This window comes from Methylobacterium sp. 88A (assembly GCF_000376345.1).
Taxonomy (GTDB): domain Bacteria; phylum Pseudomonadota; class Alphaproteobacteria; order Rhizobiales; family Beijerinckiaceae; genus Methylobacterium; species Methylobacterium bullatum.
The window spans coordinates 3,936,697-3,957,372 of sequence record NZ_AQVT01000001.1; the positions used below are offsets into that span (position 1 = coordinate 3,936,697).

16 protein-coding genes are annotated in these 20,676 nt (G+C 68.1%); 3 read left to right on the forward strand and 13 right to left on the reverse strand.

What is annotated here, in order from left to right:
• Nucleotides 1-42: 42 nt before the first annotated feature.
• The 8 genes from A3OM_RS0118860 to A3OM_RS0118895 all read right to left on the reverse strand — a co-directional run bounded on the left by A3OM_RS0118860 (nucleotide 43) and on the right by A3OM_RS0118895 (nucleotide 11,491).
• Nucleotides 43-1,773, reverse strand: a complete 1,731-nt coding sequence (locus A3OM_RS0118860) for an alpha/beta fold hydrolase (protein ID WP_018045338.1) — start codon at nucleotides 1,771-1,773, stop codon at nucleotides 43-45.
• The gene (locus A3OM_RS0118865; protein ID WP_018045339.1) at nucleotides 1,763-4,237 is read right to left on the reverse strand and encodes a glycoside hydrolase family 2 protein; all 2,475 of its coding nucleotides are present in this window, start codon (nucleotides 4,235-4,237) and stop codon (nucleotides 1,763-1,765) included. Before A3OM_RS0118865 ends, A3OM_RS0118860 begins: the two co-directional genes overlap by 11 nt.
• Nucleotides 4,238-4,248: 11 nt before the next feature.
• Complete coding sequence (locus A3OM_RS0118870; protein ID WP_018045340.1) at nucleotides 4,249-5,214, reverse strand: DUF1839 family protein; 966 nt, start codon at nucleotides 5,212-5,214, stop codon at nucleotides 4,249-4,251.
• Between the two features lie 3 nt (nucleotides 5,215-5,217).
• A complete protein-coding gene (locus tag A3OM_RS0118875; RefSeq protein ID WP_018045341.1) occupies nucleotides 5,218-6,153 on the reverse strand; it encodes an amino acid--[acyl-carrier-protein] ligase in 936 nt (311 codons plus the stop codon).
• On the reverse strand, nucleotides 6,153-7,316 hold the full coding sequence (locus A3OM_RS0118880) for an acyl-CoA dehydrogenase family protein (protein WP_018045342.1): 1,164 nt from the start codon (nucleotides 7,314-7,316) through the stop codon (nucleotides 6,153-6,155). Before A3OM_RS0118880 ends, A3OM_RS0118875 begins: the two co-directional genes overlap by 1 nt.
• Nucleotides 7,313-7,567, reverse strand: coding sequence for an acyl carrier protein (locus A3OM_RS0118885; RefSeq protein WP_018045343.1), 255 nt, complete (start codon nucleotides 7,565-7,567; stop codon nucleotides 7,313-7,315). Before A3OM_RS0118885 ends, A3OM_RS0118880 begins: the two co-directional genes overlap by 4 nt.
• Nucleotides 7,568-7,790: 223 nt before the next feature.
• A complete protein-coding gene (locus A3OM_RS0118890; RefSeq protein ID WP_018045344.1) occupies nucleotides 7,791-9,758 on the reverse strand; it encodes an ABC transporter ATP-binding protein/permease in 1,968 nt (655 codons plus the stop codon).
• Nucleotides 9,759-9,880: 122 nt separating this feature from the next.
• Complete coding sequence (locus tag A3OM_RS0118895) at nucleotides 9,881-11,491, reverse strand: LysM peptidoglycan-binding domain-containing protein (RefSeq protein ID WP_018045345.1); 1,611 nt, start codon at nucleotides 11,489-11,491, stop codon at nucleotides 9,881-9,883.
• Between the two features lie 215 nt (nucleotides 11,492-11,706).
• On the opposite strand from A3OM_RS0118895, the gene A3OM_RS0118900 reads away from it, so the two are divergent.
• A complete protein-coding gene (locus A3OM_RS0118900) occupies nucleotides 11,707-12,303 on the forward strand; it encodes a TIGR00730 family Rossman fold protein (protein ID WP_018045346.1) in 597 nt (198 codons plus the stop codon).
• 109 nt (nucleotides 12,304-12,412) lie between these two features.
• On the opposite strand, the gene A3OM_RS0118905 is transcribed toward A3OM_RS0118900, so the two are convergent.
• The 3 genes from A3OM_RS0118905 to dctP are packed head-to-tail and all read right to left on the reverse strand — an operon-like array spanning nucleotide 12,413 to nucleotide 15,422.
• Nucleotides 12,413-13,765: a TRAP transporter large permease gene (locus A3OM_RS0118905; RefSeq protein ID WP_018045347.1), complete on the reverse strand. Its 1,353-nt coding sequence runs from the start codon at nucleotides 13,763-13,765 to the stop codon at nucleotides 12,413-12,415.
• Nucleotides 13,762-14,406, reverse strand: coding sequence for a TRAP transporter small permease (locus A3OM_RS0118910; protein ID WP_018045348.1), 645 nt, complete (start codon nucleotides 14,404-14,406; stop codon nucleotides 13,762-13,764). Before A3OM_RS0118910 ends, A3OM_RS0118905 begins: the two co-directional genes overlap by 4 nt.
• Nucleotides 14,403-15,422, reverse strand: coding sequence for a TRAP transporter substrate-binding protein DctP (dctP, locus tag A3OM_RS0118915; RefSeq protein ID WP_018045349.1), 1,020 nt, complete (start codon nucleotides 15,420-15,422; stop codon nucleotides 14,403-14,405). The genes A3OM_RS0118910 and dctP overlap by 4 nt, the downstream gene beginning before the upstream one ends.
• A gap of 163 nt (nucleotides 15,423-15,585) precedes the next feature.
• Here dctP and A3OM_RS0118920 point away from each other — a divergent pair, with 163 nt between their 5' ends.
• Together A3OM_RS0118920 and A3OM_RS0118925 are read left to right on the forward strand one after the other, a co-directional pair.
• Complete coding sequence (locus tag A3OM_RS0118920; protein ID WP_018045350.1) at nucleotides 15,586-16,242, forward strand: GntR family transcriptional regulator; 657 nt, start codon at nucleotides 15,586-15,588, stop codon at nucleotides 16,240-16,242.
• A 127-nt stretch (nucleotides 16,243-16,369) separates the two neighbouring features.
• Nucleotides 16,370-18,046, forward strand: coding sequence for a methyl-accepting chemotaxis protein (locus tag A3OM_RS0118925; protein ID WP_018045351.1), 1,677 nt, complete (start codon nucleotides 16,370-16,372; stop codon nucleotides 18,044-18,046).
• A gap of 72 nt (nucleotides 18,047-18,118) precedes the next feature.
• Here A3OM_RS0118925 and A3OM_RS0118930 read toward each other — a convergent pair whose 3' ends face one another.
• Nucleotides 18,119-18,793, reverse strand: coding sequence for a GntR family transcriptional regulator (locus A3OM_RS0118930; protein WP_018045352.1), 675 nt, complete (start codon nucleotides 18,791-18,793; stop codon nucleotides 18,119-18,121).
• A gap of 144 nt (nucleotides 18,794-18,937) precedes the next feature.
• Nucleotides 18,938-20,416: a glucose-6-phosphate dehydrogenase gene (zwf, locus tag A3OM_RS0118935; protein ID WP_018045353.1), complete on the reverse strand. Its 1,479-nt coding sequence runs from the start codon at nucleotides 20,414-20,416 to the stop codon at nucleotides 18,938-18,940.
• Nucleotides 20,417-20,676: the final 260 nt, after the last annotated feature.

Consider the following 20,676-nt stretch of genomic DNA (forward strand, 5'->3'; position numbering starts at 1 on the left):
CGGCGATCATACCCGTCGCGGAGGGGCGCGGCGATCCAGACTTCAGCGCAGGCGCGCGAGCAGCCGCTCGAGCACCTCGATCATCCGCGCCTGGGCCGCGACCGGACTGAGATCGTGATCCGCCCCCTCGATGATCGTCACCGGGCCGCCGAGGCGGCGGGCCATCCTCGCGGGGGAGCGGCCGAGCGCCTCGTGCAGGGCGGCAAGGCCACGATCGCCCGCGCTGTAGACGAGTTCGAGATGGGCACCGCGCCGGCGCAGGGCGGCGATGCGCTGCGCCACGGTTCCGCCGGCAGGGCGGGGCCGGAGCAGGAGGGCGAGCCGCTTACCCACCCGCCCGATGGCGGCCCGGCTGATCGCCCGCGCGATGGCGCCGACGCGGATCTCGCCGCGCGCGAGGCGTCGCCATGCGGCTCCCTGCTTCAGCAGGCCGGCATAGGTCGAGGCGTTCCGGAACACGTTGCGGATGACACTATCCACGTCGTCCGCCGGGTTCCAGTCGAAGCAATAGGGGTTGACCAGCACCGCGCCCTTCAGCCTCTCCTCGCGGCAGACGGCCCGGAAGGCGAGATAGGCCCCGCTACAGGCGCCCACGATGACGATCGGACCAGATCGAACGGTCTCAAGACGGTCGAGGGCGGCGCGGACATCGTCGAGCGCGTCGAGGCTGTAGAGGGGAGACGCACCGCCCGGCCGGTTCGGACTGTCGCCGATGCCGCGCAGGTCCATGCGCAGGGACGGAAAGCCCTGGCCGGCGAGGCGTCGCGCGAGCGTGGTCGTCTGCCGCCCCCAGCCGGAATGCACGTTGGTGCCCGCATTGACGAAGAGCACCATCGGTCGCGCCGCTTCCACGTCGCGCGGATGGCAGAGTATGCCGAACAGAGACGGGCCGAACCGCGAGGGCTCCTCCCACCAGCCGTCCCCCCGGATCGGATCGGCTGGGAGCGGCGGGAGCGCGGCGGCCGGGACGGGACGGGGCTGCGCCCCTTCGGCGACGGAAGCGATCACCGCCGAGAACACCTCGTCCGGCGTCTCGGCATAGAGCGGGTTGGCGACGAGGGCGGCGAGGCCGGGAAAGGGCCGCGTCGTCACCCGCGCCCCCAGCGCCGCGTAACGGGGGCCGAGCCCGCCGGCCTCAGCCCCGACGAGCAGGATGTCAGGAGCCGGCGCCCGCTCGGCCTTGGTGAGGTCGATGACGGAAAGTTCGGCGGCGAGAGCGGGACCGAGATGGAATCCGCCCACGGTGAGGCAGCCCTCCTCCTGCGGCAGTGGCGATCCGTCCGGCAGGCGCCCGATGGTGCGCGACTGCATCTTCATTTCGCGCAGATAGGCGCGCCCGGTCGCGAAGGGCGCCAGCAGGACGAGCCGGTCGACGTGATCCCCCTCCGCCGCCAGGGCCGCGAGCGTGCCGCCGAGGCGAAGCCCGACGAGGACGATCTCCTCCACCCCCGCTTCCTCGCGGAGATGGCGGATCGCCCGGCGGATCGCCCGCACCCGGCCCTCGACGCTGTCGGCCTCCGCGTCGGCGGAATCTCCCGCACCGGGATAGTCGAAGCTCAGGGTGGCGCAGCCGGTGGCGGCGATCCCCTCGGCGAGGGCCCGCCAGGGGCGATGCGCCGAAAGCTGCTCGTAGCCGTGGGTGGCGCACAGGACGACACCCCAGCGCGAGATCCCCGGGCTGAACCAGCCGAACAGGCCGTCGAAGGAGACGGGGCTCAGCGGCAGGGGCGACGCAGCGGTATCGCTCCCGACAGGGACTGTCTCAAACGCCATCCCGACCGAACCTCACGACCTCGATGCCATTGATGGCGCTGATGCGTCCCGCCGGCTCGGGCGCTGTCTCCGAAGTGCAGAGGAGCGGCACGAGACGGCTCGCCCCCGGCGCGAGGGAGAAACCATTGTCCAACGGCCGTCCGAGCGTGGTCACGATCTGGACATCGAGGGCATGCAGTCCGGTGGCGATCCGGAGCGCCCAGCCGGATTCATCGGCGATGAGTTCGGCGCCGAGACCGAGATCACGCGGTTCGGAATCCCGCCCCTGCGGATAGTGAAACGCCTCGGCGATCACCTCGTCCGTGCCGGTCTCGATGAGGCTCGCATGGCCGAGCACATGGGCCGGCGGCCCGAACCGGTAGGCATGGGTGGCGTCGAAGAAGCGCCCCAGCAGTTCCGCCGAGGACCATGAGACGGAGCCGCGCGGGCCGACCTCGATCACCCGCTCGGCCCCCACGACCACCCGGCCGCCCGCATCGGTGAAGGCGAGGCGGAGGGTCGCATCGAGCCGCTGCGCCGTCTCGTTGTGGACATGGAGATGGAGTCCGTTCAAGCCTTCGTCGGACAGGGTGACCTGGACCGGCCTGAACGCGCGCTTGAGGGCGTACCAGGCGGGTTTCGGACGCCCGAGGCAGTCGACGACGCCCCATCCCGCCCCCGGCGCGAGATCGCGAAAAAGCCAGACGAGCCCGCCGGCATTGGGCGAGCGCGCCCGGCGCCATTCCGCGAACACCGCCTCCATGCACGCGCCGCTCGCCGCGCGGCCGAGCGCGAGGTAGCGCTCGGGATTCTCCCGGCGGAGCCGTTCGGGATCGGCACCGAACAGAGTCGCCACGTAATGGTCGCGCACGCCCTCGAAATCCCAATCCGCCCCCCGGTCGCGGGGGATTCCCGCCATCCAGCGGGGTGACGCGAGATCGGTGAGGCCGCATTCGGCGAGGGTCGCGGCGTCCGGCACGTTGGCGAAGGCGAGGCATTCGGAGGCGAATCCGACCTCGGCCCGGCGGGCATCCTCGAACGGACGGCGATAGGCGCCGACGCCGTAATAATGCGTCACCCCGGCGGAGGTGGAGAAGGGTAGATCGCCGCCCGAGGGGGAGTTGGGCACCACGACGAGGTCGGGCCTGGTCTTGGCCACCAGATCGGGAAGCGCCTCCGTAACGAAGCTGCCGGCCCAGACCGTGCGCGGGAAACCGAGCATCGCCGCCTGCTGCCAGACCTCGCTTCCGCCCGACAGTACGCAGAGCGAGGGCGAGGTCTGCGTGCGGTCGAGGAACTGCGTGATCTCCTCGACGAGGATTTCGCGGAAGGCGGGATCGTCGGTCGGATAATCGAAATTGGCCAGCATCAGATCCTGCCAGACCAGGATGCCGAGTTCGTCGCAGAGATCGTGGAAAGCCGAAGCTTCATAGAGCGTGATGCCCGGCACGCGCAGCATGTTCATGCCGGCCTCCCGCGCCAGTTCGAGAAGGGGCCGATAGCTGTTGCGGTCGGTGGGCAGACCGACGAGGTCGGGCGGCGTCCAGCAGGCGCCGCGGCAGTAAACCGGCACGCCATTGATCGCGAGGCTCAACCCCTCCTCGAACGGGCGGGTCAGGGCGATGGTGCGGAAGCCGACGCGGCCGAGATCGATGCGCCTGCCCGCGACCAGAACTTCAACCGCGTGAAGCCTCGGCTCGCCATGGGTGTGGGGCCACCACGGGGCGATGTCCGGCAACAGGAGTTCGCCCTCGAACCCTCCGGGGGCGACCTGACGAAGGGCGACTTCGCGGCCGTCGCAGATCAGGAACGCCGGTCCCTCGGCCACGCCGTCGAGTTCGATCCGCACGGTGAGGCGTCCCGTCCCGCCATCGAGGGCCGTGCGCAGATCGACGGACGCGATGTCCACGTCGTCCCCGCGAAGAACTTTGCGCGTCACCGGCCGATAGGGGCCGACGCTGTCGATGGACGGGCACCAGCCCGGCATGAAGCCGAGCAGGCTGGTGCGGACATGGCGCAGCGAGCCCGGCCTCGCCAGGAGCGGTCGCCAGCGGCCACGCTTGTGCGGGCGCGCCAACTCGGCCGAAAGCGAGCGGAAGCAGAGGGCGATCTCGGTCTTACCGGGGAGATCCGCCTCGACCTCCCGGGCCAGGAACATCGAGCGGCCGGTACCGGCGAGCACCCCGTCGATCCAGATCTCACTGAGTGTCGCCAGCCCCTCGAAGCGCAGTCGCTCGCGGCCGGTGCCGGAGAGAGTGGCCCGATACCAGACATCGGAGTCGTGGAGCGGCGTCGGCGCCGCCTCGGACCAGAGCCCGGCCTCGCGCAAGGAGGCCGCCGCCGTGCCGGGAACGCGGGCCGCGATCCATCCCTCGCCCGGCAGGTCGCAGGGTGTCGCGCAGGCGTTCGACGGCGTCACCACCAGGTGCCAAGGTCCCTCGACGTTGAGGGCCGGCACGCCGTCGACGGCGAGGATACGCGCCACCGCGATGCCTCTCAGGACAGCGCGCGGTCGAGGGCGGCAAAGACCGCATCGTAGGTGCCGGCCAGCCCGTCGAGGCGTTGGCAGAGACCCGCGGCGTTACGCCGGCCGAAGGCGCGCGCCAGCTGGAACTGGAAGGCCTTGGCTTCCGCCGCGAGCTTTTGCGCCAGTTCCGAGCCGGAAGCCATGTCGGCAACGCCATGGCTGTCGAGCCAGGCGAGATGGCTGCTGAGAAGCTCGAAATTGGCTCCGAGCTGGCGAGTCGTGTTGAAGGCGTAGCCGTGGAAGACGCTGAGCGGGTTCTGCACCAGCACCTCCGCCCGCTCCGCCAGGGCATCCCGGAAAGCGAGGATCGGATTGGTCCGTGGCGCGAAGCGCCGGTGATGGCGCAGCAGGTCGAGGGCGGCACGGGGCAGGTCGCCCGGCGACAGCGGCGGGCCGACCGGCTTCACGAATTCGGCATAGGGAAAAAGGATTCCGGCGGCGAAGATGCCGTCGTAATCGCCCTCCTGCAGACGGAAGCGGCCGGCATTGTGGAGGTAGTCGAGCGTGCGCTCGCCCGCGTCGAGGCCGAGGATCCCGATCGTGGTCTTGCCATGCTCGCGACCATAGGCAGTGCCGACTGTGTCGGGCAGGTGGATCGCGTCCACTTCCACGAGGACCGGGCATCCGCGCGCGACCTGCACGCCGGCATGCGCCTCCAGGCTCTCGAAGATCGCGAGTTCCTGGATCGACAATCCGTAGAGCCGTTCGATGTCGCCGGGCGGAGGCTTGAAGAAGGTGAACTGGTCGCCTTCGAAATCCTGCCGCAGGGTGAAGCCGAGCATGGCTTCCGGCACGAGGCCCCGGCCGTGCAGCAGCTCGATCCAGAGATCGACGTAGCAGTTCGTCTCCGGCCAGATCCGGTCGGAGCCATGAAGGGCATGGGAGGCGGATGGCGACGGGTCCGAAGCCTCTTCGCGGAGGGCGGTGGCGGACACCTTCTAGCCCCAGAGCCGGTCGCGCACGACGTCCGGCCACGCCTCGATGTCGAGCCCGTGATGGCGGAGCAGGGCCAGGGTGATCCTCTCCAGCCCGAACCCGACGCAGGCGGTGTGCGCCACCTCGCCATCGGCCTGCCGGATATCCCAGATCGTGCCGAAATGGTCCTGGTGGTAGTTGAAACTGAGGCAGGCGGTGGGCTTGTCCTCGCTGTTGACCGGCACGTTCAGCTCGAATTTCAGCCCCTGGGCGCGCTGGTTGTTGGCGAGCATGCGCCCGGCGCGGCCGAAGAACGGATCGCTGGCCGGGTCCACCGCGATCGGCAGGCCGAGTTCGCGCATCATCGCGGTGCCGCGCTCCAGCCAGAGCTCGCGGAAGGCGATAACCTGATCGGGACTGCCCATGCGCACGTATTCGCGCATGCGGAACATCTGCATCCGCGTCGGCTCCAGCGAGGGCTCGTGGCGGAAGCAGTAGGATTGCAGGTCGAACAGCAGCCCGCCTTCGGGCAGCGCCCCGCGCGCGGCGGCCACCGGATAGAGCGGGTAGCAGGCGGCGGGCGTCAGCACGATCTCGCTGGCGGCCTGGCCGCCGGTCCAGTCGGTGCCGGCCTCGATGCAGGCCAGCAGCCGAGCGTGATCGGCGTCGTTTCCGCAGAAGCAGTGGATGGTGCCGGCGAGGTTCGGAAACCCCTTGAGGTAACCGCTGCGCTCGAAGGCCGGCCGGCTCATGCCGGGCGGAAAGCGCAGGGATTCGGCCCCGTCGCCGGCGCCGAGCCGGGTGGCGATCCGGTCCACGGCCTCGACCACGCTCTCGAACTCGCCGCTGCGCCCATAGAGCCCGTCGACGCCGGTGCGAACGAGGAGGCCCTGGTCGAAGAGCCGGTCCAGCAGGGAGCGCGGCCCGGACACGGGATCGCGGGCGGGAAGCTGGTCCATCATGCGCTCAGGAGCTGGCCCCCGCCCTTCTGCACGAGCAGGAGGTTTGCGGTGTTGGCGAGGATGCGGTCGTTGTTGATCATCAGCGGCGCCGACAGCACGTCGCGGAGTTGCCGGCCGAGGCTGAACGGAGTGCCGTTCTTGTAGCCGGAGAGCCCGACGATCCCCAGCGCGCGCTGGACGATGTCGACCGCCTTGTCGGAGATCGTCGTCTTGACGTTGTTGAGCATGACGGCGAACCCGATTGAGCCGAGTTCGTCGGCGTCGCCCTGCGCCGCCTCGTAGCGCTTGAGGGCGGCGATCACCGTCGCCTTCATGGCCTGGAGTTCGTTGGCGGCTTCGGCCAAACGCAGGGCGCCGGGCGGAACCTGGCCCGGCCGACGCCGGGCTTCGCCCTGGACATAGGCCCTGGCCCTGTCGAGGGCATGGCTGGCGATGCCGAACCAGACGCTGCTCCAGAGCAGGTGCGACCAGGCGAGCATGGATTGCGCCGCGATCTCGGCAAAGGGCTTGGGCAGGATCTGCGCCACCGGCACGTCGCGGGCTTCCAGCTTGAACCCGTCGCTGCAGGTGCCGCGCATGCCGAGCGTATCCCAGGTGCTCGTGCGCTCCAGGGACATCTGTTCCTTCATCAAGGCCACGAGGACCTGATCCGACGAGGCCGCCTCCGGATGACGGCGACCGGTGGCGAGGATCACGTCGGCATGGGCACCATAGGAGATGACGGTGGCGTCCTTGGCGAAATGGAACACGTCGCCCGCCGTCTCGACCGCGCAGAGGCTGTTACGCAGGTCGCCACCGATGCCCCCCTCGGTGGTGGCCGAGGCGAAGAGGAGCTGATCGCGCGCCACCCTTTCCATCAGGGTGCAATGCCACTCGCTGTCGAGGCCGTGCGAGACGAGGCTCGCGACCTTGATCTGGTGCATGGCGAAGACCATCGCCGCAGCGGAACAGGCCTGGGACAAGGTGAAGCAGACCTCGGCGATCTGCGACAGGCTCGCGCTTTCGCCGCCGAACTGCATGGGGATCTGCATCCCGATCAGGCGCTCCGCCTTGAGAGCCGTCACCGCCTCGGCGGGAAAGCGGGCCTGACGGTCGACGTCGTCGGCATGGAGGGCAGCGACAGAAGCGACCCGCTTGGCGCGGATGGCGATGTCGGTCATGCGGCTGCCGAAACGGTCAGCTTGCTCACCGTCTCGACGATGATGCGGATGGTGGAGAAGGAGCGCCGGTTGAGGAGGTTGTCGGGGAACTCGATGTTGTAGCGTTCTTCGAGCGCGAGCATCAGCTGGACCGAACCGAACGAGTCCAGGCCTCTGTCGAACAGGCTGTCGTCTTCTCCGAGACTGTCGACCACCTCGGTCAGGGCCGCGACGCTCTTGAGCGTGTCGCGGATATCTTCGGGAAGCACCATGTTGCCGCGCCTTTTACGTAATATTTCTCGTAAAATATCGCGGTGCCCATGCCGGTCAAGACCATTCGGCTCAGGTAGTTAATGAGCGGCACAAGCCGGCATGAAATACTGGTCAATAGAGTTTCTTACCGCGCCCCCTCCTGAACAGTCATCGCATCGTGGATACGACCACCCATGATCGCGCATGGCCATGTCCCCTTGCCGAGGGCCTCTTGCCGATGCCCTATTCGGCGGGCATCGGCTCCGGAACGACAGGCCTCATCGGTTGAGGATTGGCCTGCACATCGGAGAGTGACACTTCCTCGTCGGCCCGCCGCTCCTCCGCCCTCTTGAGAATCTCGCGGGCCTCGTCGGCCTCGCGCTGACGGCTCCACAGGGAGGCATAGACACCGCCGAGATCGAGCAGGCTCTGATGGTCGCCGCGCTCGACGATCACACCCCGGTCGAGGACGATGATCTCGTCCGCATTCACCACCGTCGACAGGCGGTGGGCGATGACGAGGGTGGTGCGGCCACGGCTCACCTTGTCGAGCGCGTCCTGGATCTCGCGCTCGGTAAAGGAATCGAGGGCCGAGGTCGCCTCGTCGAGGACCAGGATCGGCGGCCCCTTGAGAATGGTGCGGGCGATGGCGACGCGCTGTTTCTCGCCGCCCGACAGCTTCAGCCCGCGCTCGCCCACCGGCGTGTCGTAGCCCTCCGGCAGGGAGGAGACGAAGCGGTCGATCTGGGCGAGACGAGCGGCCTCGCGGACCGCCTCGTCGCTCGCGTCCCATTGACCGTAGCGGATGTTGTAACCGATCGTATCGTTGAAGAGCACCGTGTCCTGCGGGACCATGCCGATGGCGGCCCGCAAGCTGCCCTGCTCGACGGCGGCGATGTCCTGCCCGTCGATGAGGATGCGGCCGGATTGCGGCTCGTAGAACCGGAACAGAAGCCGCGACAGGGTCGATTTGCCGGCCCCCGAGGGACCGACGATGGCGATGGTCCGCCCGGCCGGCACTTCGAAGCTGACGCCGCGCAGGATCGGTCGTGCCGGGTCGTAGGCGAAGCGGACATCTTCGAACCGGACCACGCCGTCCGACACGGCGAGGGGTTTCGCGCCCGGCCTGTCGGCGATCTCGGGGTTGCGATGCAGGATCTGGAACATGTCGTCGATGTCGATGAGCGCCTGTTTGATCTCGCGGTAGATCATGCCCATGAAGTTGAGCGGCATGGAGAGCTGCACCAGCATCGTGTTGACGAGGACGAACCCGCCGAGCGTCGTGCGGCCGGCCATGATGTCCCGCGCGGCGAGCCACATCACCACCGTCATGCCGATGGTGAAGATCAGGGCCTGGCCGGCATTGAGCACGGCGAGCGAGACGTAGGTCTGGGTCGAGGCCTTCTCGTATTTGGCCATGGAGCCGTCGTAGCGCTCGGCCTCGCGCCGTTCGGCGCCGAAATACTTCACCGTCTCGAAATTCAGCAGGGAATCGACGGCCTTGGTGTTGGCGTCGGTATCCGAGTTGTTCATCCGCCGGCGGATCTCGATCCGCCATTGCGTCGCCTTCCATGTGAAGGCGAGGTAGGCCGACACCATGACGAAGACGACGAACGAATAGAGCCAGTCGAATTCGTAGGCGAGGACGCCGATGACGAGGAGGAACTCGACGATGGTGGGGACCAGTGTCAGCACCATCAGGCGAGAGAGTTCCTCGATGCCGCCGCGCCCGCGCTCCAGCACGCGGGTGAGGCCGCCGGTCTTGCGCTCCAGATGGAAGCGCAGGGAGAGCCGGTGCATGTGCTCGAAGGTCTGGAGCGCGAGGCGGCGCACCGCATGCATCGCCACCTTGGCGAAGAGTCCGTCGCGCACCTGGGTCAGCACGGCCATGATCACCCGCGACAGGCCGTAGAGCCCGATCATCAGCATCGGTGCCGCGAACAGGCCGGTGGGGAGCGTCGCGCCGAGTCCGTCCTTGTCCCCCACCGCCGCCACAAGGGCGTCGGTCGCCCATTTGAAGGTGAAGGGCGTCAGCATCGTCACGAACTTGGCGACGAGGAGGAGGCCGAAGGCCAGGAAGACGCGCCGCTGCAGGTCCGGCCGGGTATGGGGCCAGAGATAGGGCCACAGGCGCCGATAGGTGGCGAACAGGCCGGGGCGCTCGGGCGGCGTCGTGCCGCCGCCCGCCGCGGAGGTGGGATCGGTGCTCATTCAGGCAAACTCGGGCAGCGGGACCGGGAGCGGTCGAATTCAGCCCCCGATATAGTCCCTCGAACCGTTCCAGACAGTCGCCCGGCGGCGCAGGGCCGGGATGCAGGATGCGCGGTCGCGGCTCAGCTGCGTCGCTTGTCCTGCGGCAGCGTGGACGCGCTCTCGGACGGGACGACGAAGATCTGGCCGGGATAGATCAGGTCGGGGTTGCGGATCTGCGGCTGGTTGGCATCGAAGATCACCGTGTATCGGGTTCCCTTGCCGTAGACGCGCCGGCTGATCTCCCAGAGACTGTCGCCGCGGGTGATCCGGGCGGTGTTGATCTCCGGCACGAACACGCTTTGAGGCGCGGACGAGGGCTGGATCGCCAGGGCCGACACCGCTCTCGCGCCGGCTTCGTCCGTCGTCGGGCTCGGCTGCGACCGGCCCATCGTCATGGCGGAGGCCGGCGCGCTCGGCGAGGCATCCTGAGGGGCGCCCTGGATCGGGCGACCGAGGGACGAGGCAAGAACCGGCGAGGATTTGCTATGCGGCCTCGCCGCCGGCGCGGCACTCGGCGAAGGCTTGGCCGCGAGAGTCGGCGGCGCCGCGTTCGGCGGCGCGTCCTGTACCGGACCGACCACGGGCTTTGCCGCATGCGGCATGGAGAAGGCGACTTCGGACCGGTTCTTCACCTTGCCCGAGACGGGATCCACCTGATCGATGCGGATCCGGTAATCGCCGGGGGCGACCCCGCGCCCGATCGTGAACGAGACCCGCCCGTCGGCGCCGACGCTGCCGGGCGCGATCTGGGCGTCGTTGATGTAGAGGCGGACGGTGGCACCGGCCGGCGCCTGCCCGGTGACGAAGAGGCGTCCGCCCTCCTCCGCATCGACACTGACGACCTTCACCGGCACGGCATCCGGCTTCGGCGCGCCGGACGAGTCGGGACCGGCCGCTTCAGGCTTGGCGGCAACCGCGCCATTCGCCTGAGTTGGATCGCCCGGGGCCCTGGCCGTGCCGCCGGACTTGTCCGCACCGGCGCCCTTCGGACCGCCGCCGGCCACCTTGGCCGAGGCCGCATCCACCGGACGATCCGGCTGCGACAGGACGACGGTGGGTTTGTCGGGGGACGTCAGGGCGATGAGGGGCTTGGTGGTACGGTCGGCGGAGACCACCACCATGACGGTCTCCCGCGCCTGCCGACCCTGGCCGTCGGCCCCGATCGAACTCAGGGTGATCTCGCTGCTACCGGCGGGGAGCGCAGGCGGGACGATGGCAAACTGGCCGGACGGGTCGATGAGCGCACGGGCAATCGGGTGGTTGTCGCGCAGCATCTCGACGGTGGTGTTGGGGGTTCCGCGACCGGCGATCACGGTCTCGCCCGTCGGCTCGACGCGGATGATGTCGAAGGTCGGAGCCTGCGCCTGATCCTGCGCGGCGGGCGGGTTGCCCGTCTGCCCGGTGGCGCCCCTGCCCCCCGCCGACGACTTTCCCGGCGTCGTCGAAGCCCCCTCATCGCGGCGCGCCGGAGGCGTCACCGGCGAGCCGGGAGCGGCGGGCGATTCCGCCGCCCGCGATTCGGGCGTGCTGGTCTCCTTCGTCCGAGGCGACGTCGCCGCGGCGACGGGCTGCTTGTCGCCCTGCGCGAGCTTGAACATCTCGCCGGTGCCGAACAGCACGACGACCAGGGCGAATCCGGCCAGCAGGCCGCCGCCCGCGAGAATCAGGCCTCGCCGCCACTGCGCCGTCATGGCACCCCCGCTCTTCAAATCCCTCGACTTTGCGGCAGATAACATCGTCGGGTTTCGACTCTGGCTGTCGACAAAACGTCGATTGATGGCGACATACTAGCCGACATGATCTCAACACCAAATCGCGCTTCCCCCCGAAAGGCGGGATCATTCACGAAATCAGCAGTTTGGCCCCTGGATGGCGCCTCCCTGCCCCTCATCGGGGGAGGCTCGGCATGGCCCCGGTGAAAAACGTCTGCGTCTATTGCGGCTCGGGCTTCGGGGGCGACCCGGCCTTCGCCGAGGCCGCGGCGGCGCTTGGCCGCTCCCTGGCGGAAGCCGGGCTCGGCCTCGTCTATGGCGGCGGCAATGTGGGGCTGATGGGCACGGTGGCTCAGGCGGTGCTCGATGCTGGCGGCCATGTCACCGGCATCATCCCGGACTTCCTGAAATCGCGCGAGCGGATGCTGGACGCCATCCAGGAGACCATCGTCGTCGGCGACATGCATACCCGCAAGCGGCTGATGTTCGAGCGGTCCGACGCCTTCGTAGCCTTGCCCGGTGGCATCGGGACCCTGGAAGAACTCGTGGAGCAGCTCACCTGGGCGCAGCTCGGCCAGCACAAGAAGCCGATCCTGCTGCTCTCGATCGCCGATTTCTGGACGCCGCTGCTGACCCTCCTGGATCACATGCGCGACCAGGGCTTCATCCGCGAGGGGCTGGAGCTGAACTACCTCGTGGCCAAGGACGCCGCCGAGGTCATCGGCCTGCTGCGCACCGAATCGACGGAGACCTCGCCGGAGGCGGAGGCCTTTGTGGCCGAGCGGCTCTGACGGCACGCCGGTTTCGCCGCCTCAACTCTTGGCGTACGGCACGGCCCCCTTCCCCTGGGATGGGCAGGGGAAGGGGGCCGTGTGGAAGAGGGCCGTGTGGTTGTCTCCGTCACCGCGTCGAAGGCAGGAGCCAGTTCGGCAGCCACATGGCGATGCCGGGGACGAGGCAGAGGATCAGGATCGCCACGGCCATCAGGATCACGAAGGGCAGCGTGCCCCAGATGATGTCCTTCAGCGGGATGTCGGGGGCGATGTTCTTGATGACGAAGATGTTGAGGCCCACCGGCGGGTGGATGAGCCCCATCTCCATGGTGATGGTCATCACCACGCCGAACCAGACGAGGTCGAACCCGGCGGCCTTCAACGGTGGCAGGATGATCGGCGCCGTCATCAGGATGATCGAGACCGGCGGCAGGAAGAAGCCGAGCAGGATCACGAGGCCGAGGATCGTCACCAGCAGTACCCACTTGGACAGCTGCATCGCCACGATGGCGGCCGCCGCCGATTGGGAGATGTGCAGGTAGCTCATCACGTAGGCGTAGAGCAGCGACATGCCGATGATGAGCATCAGCATGGTGGATTCCCGCAGGGTCGCCGCGAGGATCGGGGTCACGTCTTTCGGGCGCCAGACGCCGTAGATGACCGCGATGAGGCCGAGCGCCAGAAGGCCGCCGAGGCCGGCCGTCTCCGAGGGCGTGGCGTAGCCGCCATAGAGTGCCACCATCACGCCGGTCAGCAAGATCACGAAGGGCAGCACGCGCGGCAGCGTCGAGAAGCGCTGGCGCATGCTGTAGGTGTCCTCGGCCAGGATCGCCGAGGCGGTGCCGTGGCGCTCGTAGGCGTCTTTCGCGGCGGCGTATTCCGAGCGGAAGCGATAGACCGACCAAGCGGCGAACAGACCGACCAGCAGCAGGCCCGGCCCGATGCCAGCGAGGAACAGACGGCCCAGCGACTGCTCGGCGGCGACCGCGTAGAGGATCATGGTGATGGAGGGCGGCAGCAGGATGCCGAGGGTTCCGCCCGCCGCGATGATGCCGGCGGCGAAGCCCGGCGAGTAGCCGCGCTTCCTCATCTCCGGAATGCCCGCCGAGCCGATGGCCGAGCAGGTGGCGGGCGAAGATCCCGCCATGGCGGCGAATAGCGCACAGGCGAAGACGTTGGCGATGCCGAGGCCGCCCGGGATCTTGTGCATCCAGGCATGCATGGCCGAGTAGAGATCCTGCCCCGCCTTGGACCGGCCGATGGCCGCGCCCTTCAGGATGAAGAGCGGGATCGACAGCAGGGTGATGGAGGCCATTTCCTCGTAGACGTTCTGCGCCACCGTATCGAGGGAGGCGCCGGGCATGAAGAAGAACATGAAGGCCAGGGCGACGAAGCCCAGGGCGAAGGCGATGGGGATACCGGCGAGCATCGCGCTGAGCGTCGCGCCCGCATAGAGGAAGCCGATGGCCGCGACGCTCATGGGTGGTTGCCCGTCTTCAGAGGAGTCTTGTTGAGATCGGCACCGAGGCCGACCTTCGGGTTGGCCCAGCCCGCCGCGCGCGGGCCGTAGGTGAGCGCCTCGACGATCTGCAGCAGGAATTGCAGGCCGAGGAAGCTCATGCCGATCGCCATGAGCGCGTAGGGAATCCACAGGGGCGGCCCCCAGGAGGATTGCGAGACCTGCCCGTCGACCCAGGCCTCGTGCAGCAGCGTCCAGCTCTTCCAGGCGAAGAAGGTGACGAACACGATGCTGATGATGTCGGCCATCAGCAGGCGGGCCCGGTTCACGCGGGGCGAGAGCAGGCCGCTCAGGGCCTCGATCGCCACGTGGCCACGCTTGGCCTGCACGGCGGCGGCGGAGAAGAAGGTGGCCCCCACGATGAGGAACACCGCCATCTCGTCCTGCCAATCGGTGGGCTCGTGCAAAGCGTAGCGCACGACCACGCTGTAGCTGAGCACGAGGCAGGCGCAGACCAGGGCGATGCCGCCGAGCAGCATGATCACCCGGTTGATGGCCTTCATCCCCCTGTCGAGATGCCCGAGAATCCCGGGGATCCGGGGCTCGGGCGCGGCCGCGGCGGTCTCTGAAGCGGCCGAGGCCGCGTCGAAGGCGTGGCTCACGACACCTGCTCCGCCAGCTTGAGGAGCTCGGCGCAGCTGGCCGACTTGCCCGCGAAGTCCTTCCAGGCGGTCTCACGGGCGATGTCGCGCCACTGGCCCAGCGTCTTCTCGTCGAGGTTCTGGACCTTGGCTCCGGCCTTGGTGAAGATCTCCTCGACCTTTGTGTCGTCCGCCTTGGCGCCGGCCTGGCCGAAGGGTTCGAGTTCGGCGCCGATCGCCATGATGAGATCCTGCTGGTCCTTGGGCAGGCGCTCGAAGGCAATCTTCGACATCATGATCGGCTCGAGCATGAACCAGTAGGAGCGCTCGCGGCCGGACGTCAGGGACTTCGACAATTCCTCCAGGCGGAACGAGATCAGGCTGGTGGACGAGGTGATCACCGCATCGCAGGCGCCGGTCTGCATGGCGGCGTAGGATTCGCTCGACGGAATCGACAGGGTGGCAGCACCCGCCTGCTTCATCATCAGGTCCATCTCGCGCGAGCCGCCACGGACCTTGAGGCCCTTGGCGTCCGCCGGCGCATAGAGGGGACGCTCGCGGCTGGCGACGCCGCCCGATTGCCAGACCCAGGAGACGAGGAGGATGCCCTTCGAATCGAGGATCTCGGTGATCTTCCGGCCGACCGGCGCCGCCTTCCAGGCGACGGCCTGCTCGTAGGAACTCACGAGCGCCGGCATCAGGCCGATATTCATCTCCGCCACCTCGCCGCCCGCATAGGGCGACGGGTAGAGGCTCATATCGAGGGCGCCCTTGCGCATGGCGCCGAACTGGGCGTTCGTCTTCATCAGCGACGAGCCGGGATAGACCTGCACCTCCAGCGCGCCCTTCGAGCGCTCGGCCAGGAGAGCGGCGAACTTGCGGCACATGCGGTCGCGGAAGTCGCCCTCGTCGATGGTCCCGCCGGGGAACTGGTGCGAGATTTTCAGGGTCGTCGCCGCCTTGGCCTTCAGCCCCATCGACAGGATAGCGGGGGCGGCGAGGCCGGATGCGACGAGGGCGCGGCGTGTCAACGTCATGGCGTCTCTCCCGGGCGGACCTTTGTGGTCTCGCTGTTTTGCGGCGCAACATTTATACTGCAACGCGCATTCGATATACCAACGAACTATGTCTTGTATATTTTGTCAACGACATTGAATAATGGATCGCAACGAATTTCATGACCTATAGGACGGGAACGCCATGACCCGATCGCTCAGCCTCAGGCAGACGATCGAGACGGAGATCGTGGATGGTCGGCTGGCCATCGGCTCCCGCCTCGACGAGACCGAGCTGGCCGAGCGCTTCGGCGTCTCGCGCACGCCGATCCGCGAGGCGTTGCTGCAGCTGGCGATGACCGGCCTCGTGGAGATCAAGCCGCGCCGGGGCGCCATCGTCAGCGCGCCCGATCCGGAATTGCTCGTCGCGATGTTCGAGACGATGGCCGAGATCGAGGCCTCGTGCGGCCGGCTCGCCGCCCGCCGGCTGATCGCGGCCGACGAGACCGCCCTGAAACAAGCGCTCGCCGCCTGCGCGGCGGCGGCGGCCGACGAGGACCCCGAGGCCTACTACCAGGAGAATTACGTCTTCCACACGGTGATCTACCGCGCCTGCCGCAACGACTTCCTGTGCGAGCAGGCGCGGCTTCTCCACCGGCGCCTGACCCCGTTCCGGCGGATGCAGCTGAGAGCGCGTCACCGGCTGGGGCAATCCCTGGCCGAACACGAGGCCATCGTCGCCGCCATCGTCGCCGGCGACGAAATCGCGGCGTCGGACCGGCTGCGCGCCCATGTCATCGTCCAAGGGGACAGGTTCTCCGATCTCGTCGCCAACCTGCGCTCGATCAGCGACGCGGCGTGAAACCGGCCGGCCGACAAGAGTGAGATATCGCCGGCAAGCTTTCGGGCGGAGACCAAACTTTCGTTAGGAATTAGCCATCATGGTTACGGCGATTTTGCATAAATTCGCTCGTTCCCCGGATCGTTTCATGCGCCTCTCCATCAAGACGACGCTCATCGGCCTGTTCACCGCGCTCGCCATCATTACCACCGTGCAGGGCGTGGTTGCACTGCGGAAGCTCGACGCCATCGGTGGCCGGATCGAGTTGCTGGCCTCGAATGCGCTACCTTCGGTCGATGCGGCCCATGCCCTGAATGCGCTGGTGATGCGCACCCGCCTCTGGCAGTTCCGCTACCTGATGGCGGAGGACGAGGCCGAGCGTGCCCTGAGCGTCAAGAATGCCGGCGAGATGATCCAGAGCGTCGAGAAGAACAGGAACGCCTATCGTCCCCTCATCGGTTCGCCCGAGGAGCAGGCGCTGTTCGATGAGTTCGGTGCGAAGTGGCAGATCATGCTCGACGGCTGGAATGGCCTGAGCAAGATCGATCCCTCCCAGCGCGCGGCGATCACCGAGCGTTTTCGTGGTCCGATGAACGCCGAGTACCTCGCCGCGACCGCGGCCGGACGCAGGCTCGTCGAATTCAACGGCCGGGCCGGAGCGGCAGCCAGCGCGGCCGCGCGCGAGGAACAGGCGCAGGCGGTCTACACCACGCAGATCATGCTGGTCGCGGCCGTCGTCATGGCGCTGGCCGCCATGGCCTTCGCCTTCTTCGGGGTGTCGCGTCCCATCGAGCGGGTGACGGCCGCCATGCGCCGTCTGGCCTCCGGCGATACCGAGGTCACCATCCCCGGCACCGGACGGCGGGACGAGATCGGCGCCATGGCCGCGACCCTCGACACCTTCCGGGACAATTTGGTCCGTACCCGTGCCCTGGAGAGTGAGTCCGCCCTGGCCCGTGCCGGGGCGGAAGCCCAGCGCAGGTCCGCCGCCCTGGCCTTGGCCGACGGTTTCGAGAATGCGGTGGGCGGTATCCTGACCCGGGTCTCGGCGGCGGCGACGCAATTGCGTTCGACCTCCCAGGGCATGTCCGGCACCGCCACGGAGACGGCGCACCAATCCGTCGCCGTAGCGGCGGCGGCCGAACAGGCGGGCACCAACGTCACCATGGTGGCGGCAGCGGCGGAGGAACTCGGTTCGTCCGTCATGGAGATCGGCCGTCAGGTGGACGGCTCCACCAACCTGGCGCACCAGGCGGTGGAGGATGCGACGCGGACGGGCGCGCAGATGAGGGATCTGAGCGACGCCGCGGCGAAGATCGGCGACGTCGTCGCGATGATCGCCACCATCGCTGGCCAGACCAACCTCCTCGCCCTTAACGCCACCATCGAGGCGGCCCGTGCCGGTGAGGCGGGCCGGGGCTTTGCCGTCGTGGCGGCCGAGGTGAAGGAACTCGCCAACCAGACCGCGCGGGCCACGGACGAGATCGGCAGCCAGATCGGCCGGATCCAGGGCTCCACCGGCCAAGCCGTCACGGCGATCGAAACGATCACCGCCCGCATCCGCGAGATCAGTTCCGTCGCCACGTCGATCGCGGCGGCAGTGGAGGAGCAGGGGGCGGCGACCCAGGAGATCGTGCGCAACATCAACCAGGCCGCCGAGGGGACCGGGGAGGTGACGACCAACATCGCGGGCGTGGCGGGCGCCGCCGAGGAGACGGGCGCCGCAGCCTCTCAGGTACTGGCCTCCGCCTCCGAACTCTCCCGGGAATCGGAGCATCTCAACGCGGAAGTGGGGCGCTTCCTGGCCACGATCCGCGCGGCCTGAGACGGACCCGCCCGTCGACGTCCCGCACCCTATCGGGGTCCTGAGGCCGAATCCCGTCGTCGGGTCGGCCCTTCAGGTCCCCGCGCCGAAATTCTCGGCGATGACCGGGGTCTTGGAGCGGATATGGTCGCGCATGAGCGTCGCCAGCGCAGGACCGTTCCGGGCGTGGAGGAGTTCGATCATCCGTTCGTGCTCGGAGACGGCACGGCTCCATTGCTCGGCGGTCTGGTGAACGGCATAGCGCGAGCGCTGGATGCGGCCCGACAGGCTGGCGTAGATGCTGCCCAGCACAGAATTGCGGCTCGCGGCCATGATCGCGTCGTGGATCGTGCGATTGAGCCGGAAATACGTGGCCTCCTCACCGTCCTTCCAGGCCTTCACCATGGCGTGGTGAGCCCGCTCGATCTCCGCGACCTCCTCGTCGCCGATGGTGCGGCAGGCGAGATCGGCCGCGGTCGCCTCGAGGCCGGCGATGACCTCGATCATTTCCTCGATCTCGACCTGGGACAGGCTGGCCACCCGCGCCCCGCGGTTGGGCAGCAGTTCGAGCAGCCCTTCCGTGGCGAGGATCTTGATCGCCTCGCGCAGAGGCGTGCGCGAGATGCCGAACCGCTCGGTGAGCTCGCTCTCGTTCACCCGCGCCCGTGGCTCGAGTTCCCCCGACTGGATGAGATCCCGCATCCGGTCCACGACTTCGTCGTGGAGGTAGCGGCGATTGATCCCGACCGCCGAGTCCAGCTTTTCCATGGGGGCGTAGGTCTTGTCGTTGGAGGGTGGATACTCTCCCGAGGTTTAGGCGTCGGGCATCGGCCTGTCGAGGGAGCGCCCGATTAGTTGTTTTTATTCCGGTCTTACAAATAACTTAGCACCTGAGACGACGCCCCCCGCCGATCAGTGCATTTCCTCGTGCCAGGTCCGTCCGTCCCGCTCGATCAGGGCGATGGCGGCGGTTGGGCCCCAGCTTCCGGCCGGATAGGCGCGGGGCGGCTCGGGCCGGTCCGCCCAGGCCTTCAGCAGCGAATCGGCCCAGGCCCAGGCCACCTCCACCTCGTCGCGGCGCATGAACAGGGTGGCGTTGCCGCGCACCACGTCCATCAGCAAGCGCTCGTAGGCATCGGGATAGCGCTGCTTGAACGTCTCCTCGAAGGAGATGTCGAGGTTGGTCGGCCGCAGGCGCATGCCGCCCGGTCCCGGGTCCTTGGTCATCACTTCGAGCTTGATCCCCTCCTCCGGCTGGAGTCGGATGACGAGGCGGTTGGGCTCGCGCCCGAAGGATTCGGCCGGGAAGATCGAGAAGGGAGAGGCGCGGAACTGCACCACGATCTCGGAGAGCTTCTGGGGCAGGCGTTTCCCGGTGCGGATGTAGAAGGGCACCCCGGCCCAGCGCCAGGACTGAACTTCGAGCTTGAGGGCGACGAAGGTCTCCGTGCGGCTCTCCGTCTCGCCGCCGAGATCGGCGCGGTAGCCCTGAACCGGTTTGCCGTCCACGGCGCCGGCCGCGTACTGGCCGCGCACGGTGACGGCCTGGACGTCGTGGGGCGTGATAGGCTTCAGCGCACGCAGCACCTTCAGCTTCTCGTCCCGCACCGAATTGGCGTCGAGGGTGAGCGGGCTTTCCATCGCCATCAGGCAGAGGAGCTGGAGCAGATGGTTCTGCACCATGTCGCGGAGCGCCCCCGACGTGTCGTAGTAACCGGCACGGCCCTCGACCCCCACCGTCTCGCCCACCGTGATCTGGACGTGGTCGATCACGTCCGCCGTCCACAGGCGCTCGAAGATGGTGTTGGCAAAGCGCAGGGCAAGCAGGTTCTGCACCGTCTCCTTGCCGAGGTAATGGTCGATGCGGAAGATCTGCTCCTCGGGGAAGACCTCGCCGACCGCGTCGTTGATGGCGCGGGCCGATTTCAGATCCTTGCCGATGGGCTTTTCCAGCACCACCCGCGACTTCTCGCCGATGAGCCCGTGGACCGAGAGGTTGCGGCAGATCGAGCCGTAGAGATCCGGCGAGGTGGCGAGATAATAGGGCCGCACCTGGTCCGGCCGTTCGGCGAGCTTGGCGGCGAGATCCTCCCAGCCGTCGTCGCCGGCCCCGTCCACCGCCACGTAGTCGAGATGGTCGAGGAAGGCGGCAAGCTTGTCCTCGTCGAGGTCGCGGGCCGGGACGAAGCGCTTGAGCGCGTCGCGCGCCCGCTCGCGGAACGCCTCGACGCTCATCTCGGAGCGGGACGCGCCGATGATGCGGCTGGTGCCGGGAATCTGCCCGTCCTTGTAACGGTAATACAGGGCCGGCAGCAGCTTGCGGGTGGTCAGATCGCCGGTGGCGCCGAACACGACGCAATCGAAGGAGGCGACGGGGATGATGGTGGCCAAAGGGCTACTCCCGGGTTTGTCAGCGCCGGTTGAAACGGGCCGATCTTGGGCCCAGCGGCCCCGGCAATCCGGCCCCGCGATCGTGGCGATGCCATACCCTGCAAGCAAGAGCGCCGCCAGCAGGGCTGCCGGGTAATTGCATCACTCGCCTGGCGCCCGCCTCCTGCTCGGAAGCGCCCTCCGCCGGGTCGGCCGAAGCCGGGAACCGAGCATTAACCCGGGACGGCGCGAGATGCCCAGTGAGTCTACGCACACGGGAA

Excerpts from the sequence above, each read along its gene's own strand:
- A3OM_RS0118860 (WP_018045338.1), bottom strand. The coding sequence starts at position 1,773 with ATGGCGTTTGAGACAGTCCCTGTCGGGAGCGATACCGCTGCGTCGCCC.
- A3OM_RS0118875 (WP_018045341.1), bottom strand. The coding sequence starts at position 6,153 with ATGGACCAGCTTCCCGCCCGCGATCCCGTGTCCGGGCCGCGCTCCCTG.
- A3OM_RS0118880 (WP_018045342.1), bottom strand. The coding sequence starts at position 7,316 with ATGACCGACATCGCCATCCGCGCCAAGCGGGTCGCTTCTGTCGCTGCC.
- A3OM_RS0118885 (WP_018045343.1), bottom strand. The coding sequence starts at position 7,567 with ATGGTGCTTCCCGAAGATATCCGCGACACGCTCAAGAGCGTCGCGGCC.
- A3OM_RS0118890 (WP_018045344.1), bottom strand. The coding sequence starts at position 9,758 with ATGAGCACCGATCCCACCTCCGCGGCGGGCGGCGGCACGACGCCGCCC.
- A3OM_RS0118895 (WP_018045345.1), bottom strand. The coding sequence starts at position 11,491 with ATGACGGCGCAGTGGCGGCGAGGCCTGATTCTCGCGGGCGGCGGCCTG.
- A3OM_RS0118900 (WP_018045346.1), top strand. The coding sequence starts at position 11,707 with ATGGCCCCGGTGAAAAACGTCTGCGTCTATTGCGGCTCGGGCTTCGGG.
- A3OM_RS0118905 (WP_018045347.1), bottom strand. The coding sequence starts at position 13,765 with ATGAGCGTCGCGGCCATCGGCTTCCTCTATGCGGGCGCGACGCTCAGC.
- dctP (WP_018045349.1), bottom strand. The coding sequence starts at position 15,422 with ATGACGTTGACACGCCGCGCCCTCGTCGCATCCGGCCTCGCCGCCCCC.
- A3OM_RS0118920 (WP_018045350.1), top strand. The coding sequence starts at position 15,586 with ATGACCCGATCGCTCAGCCTCAGGCAGACGATCGAGACGGAGATCGTG.
- A3OM_RS0118925 (WP_018045351.1), top strand. The coding sequence starts at position 16,370 with ATGCGCCTCTCCATCAAGACGACGCTCATCGGCCTGTTCACCGCGCTC.
- A3OM_RS0118930 (WP_018045352.1), bottom strand. The coding sequence starts at position 18,793 with ATGGAAAAGCTGGACTCGGCGGTCGGGATCAATCGCCGCTACCTCCAC.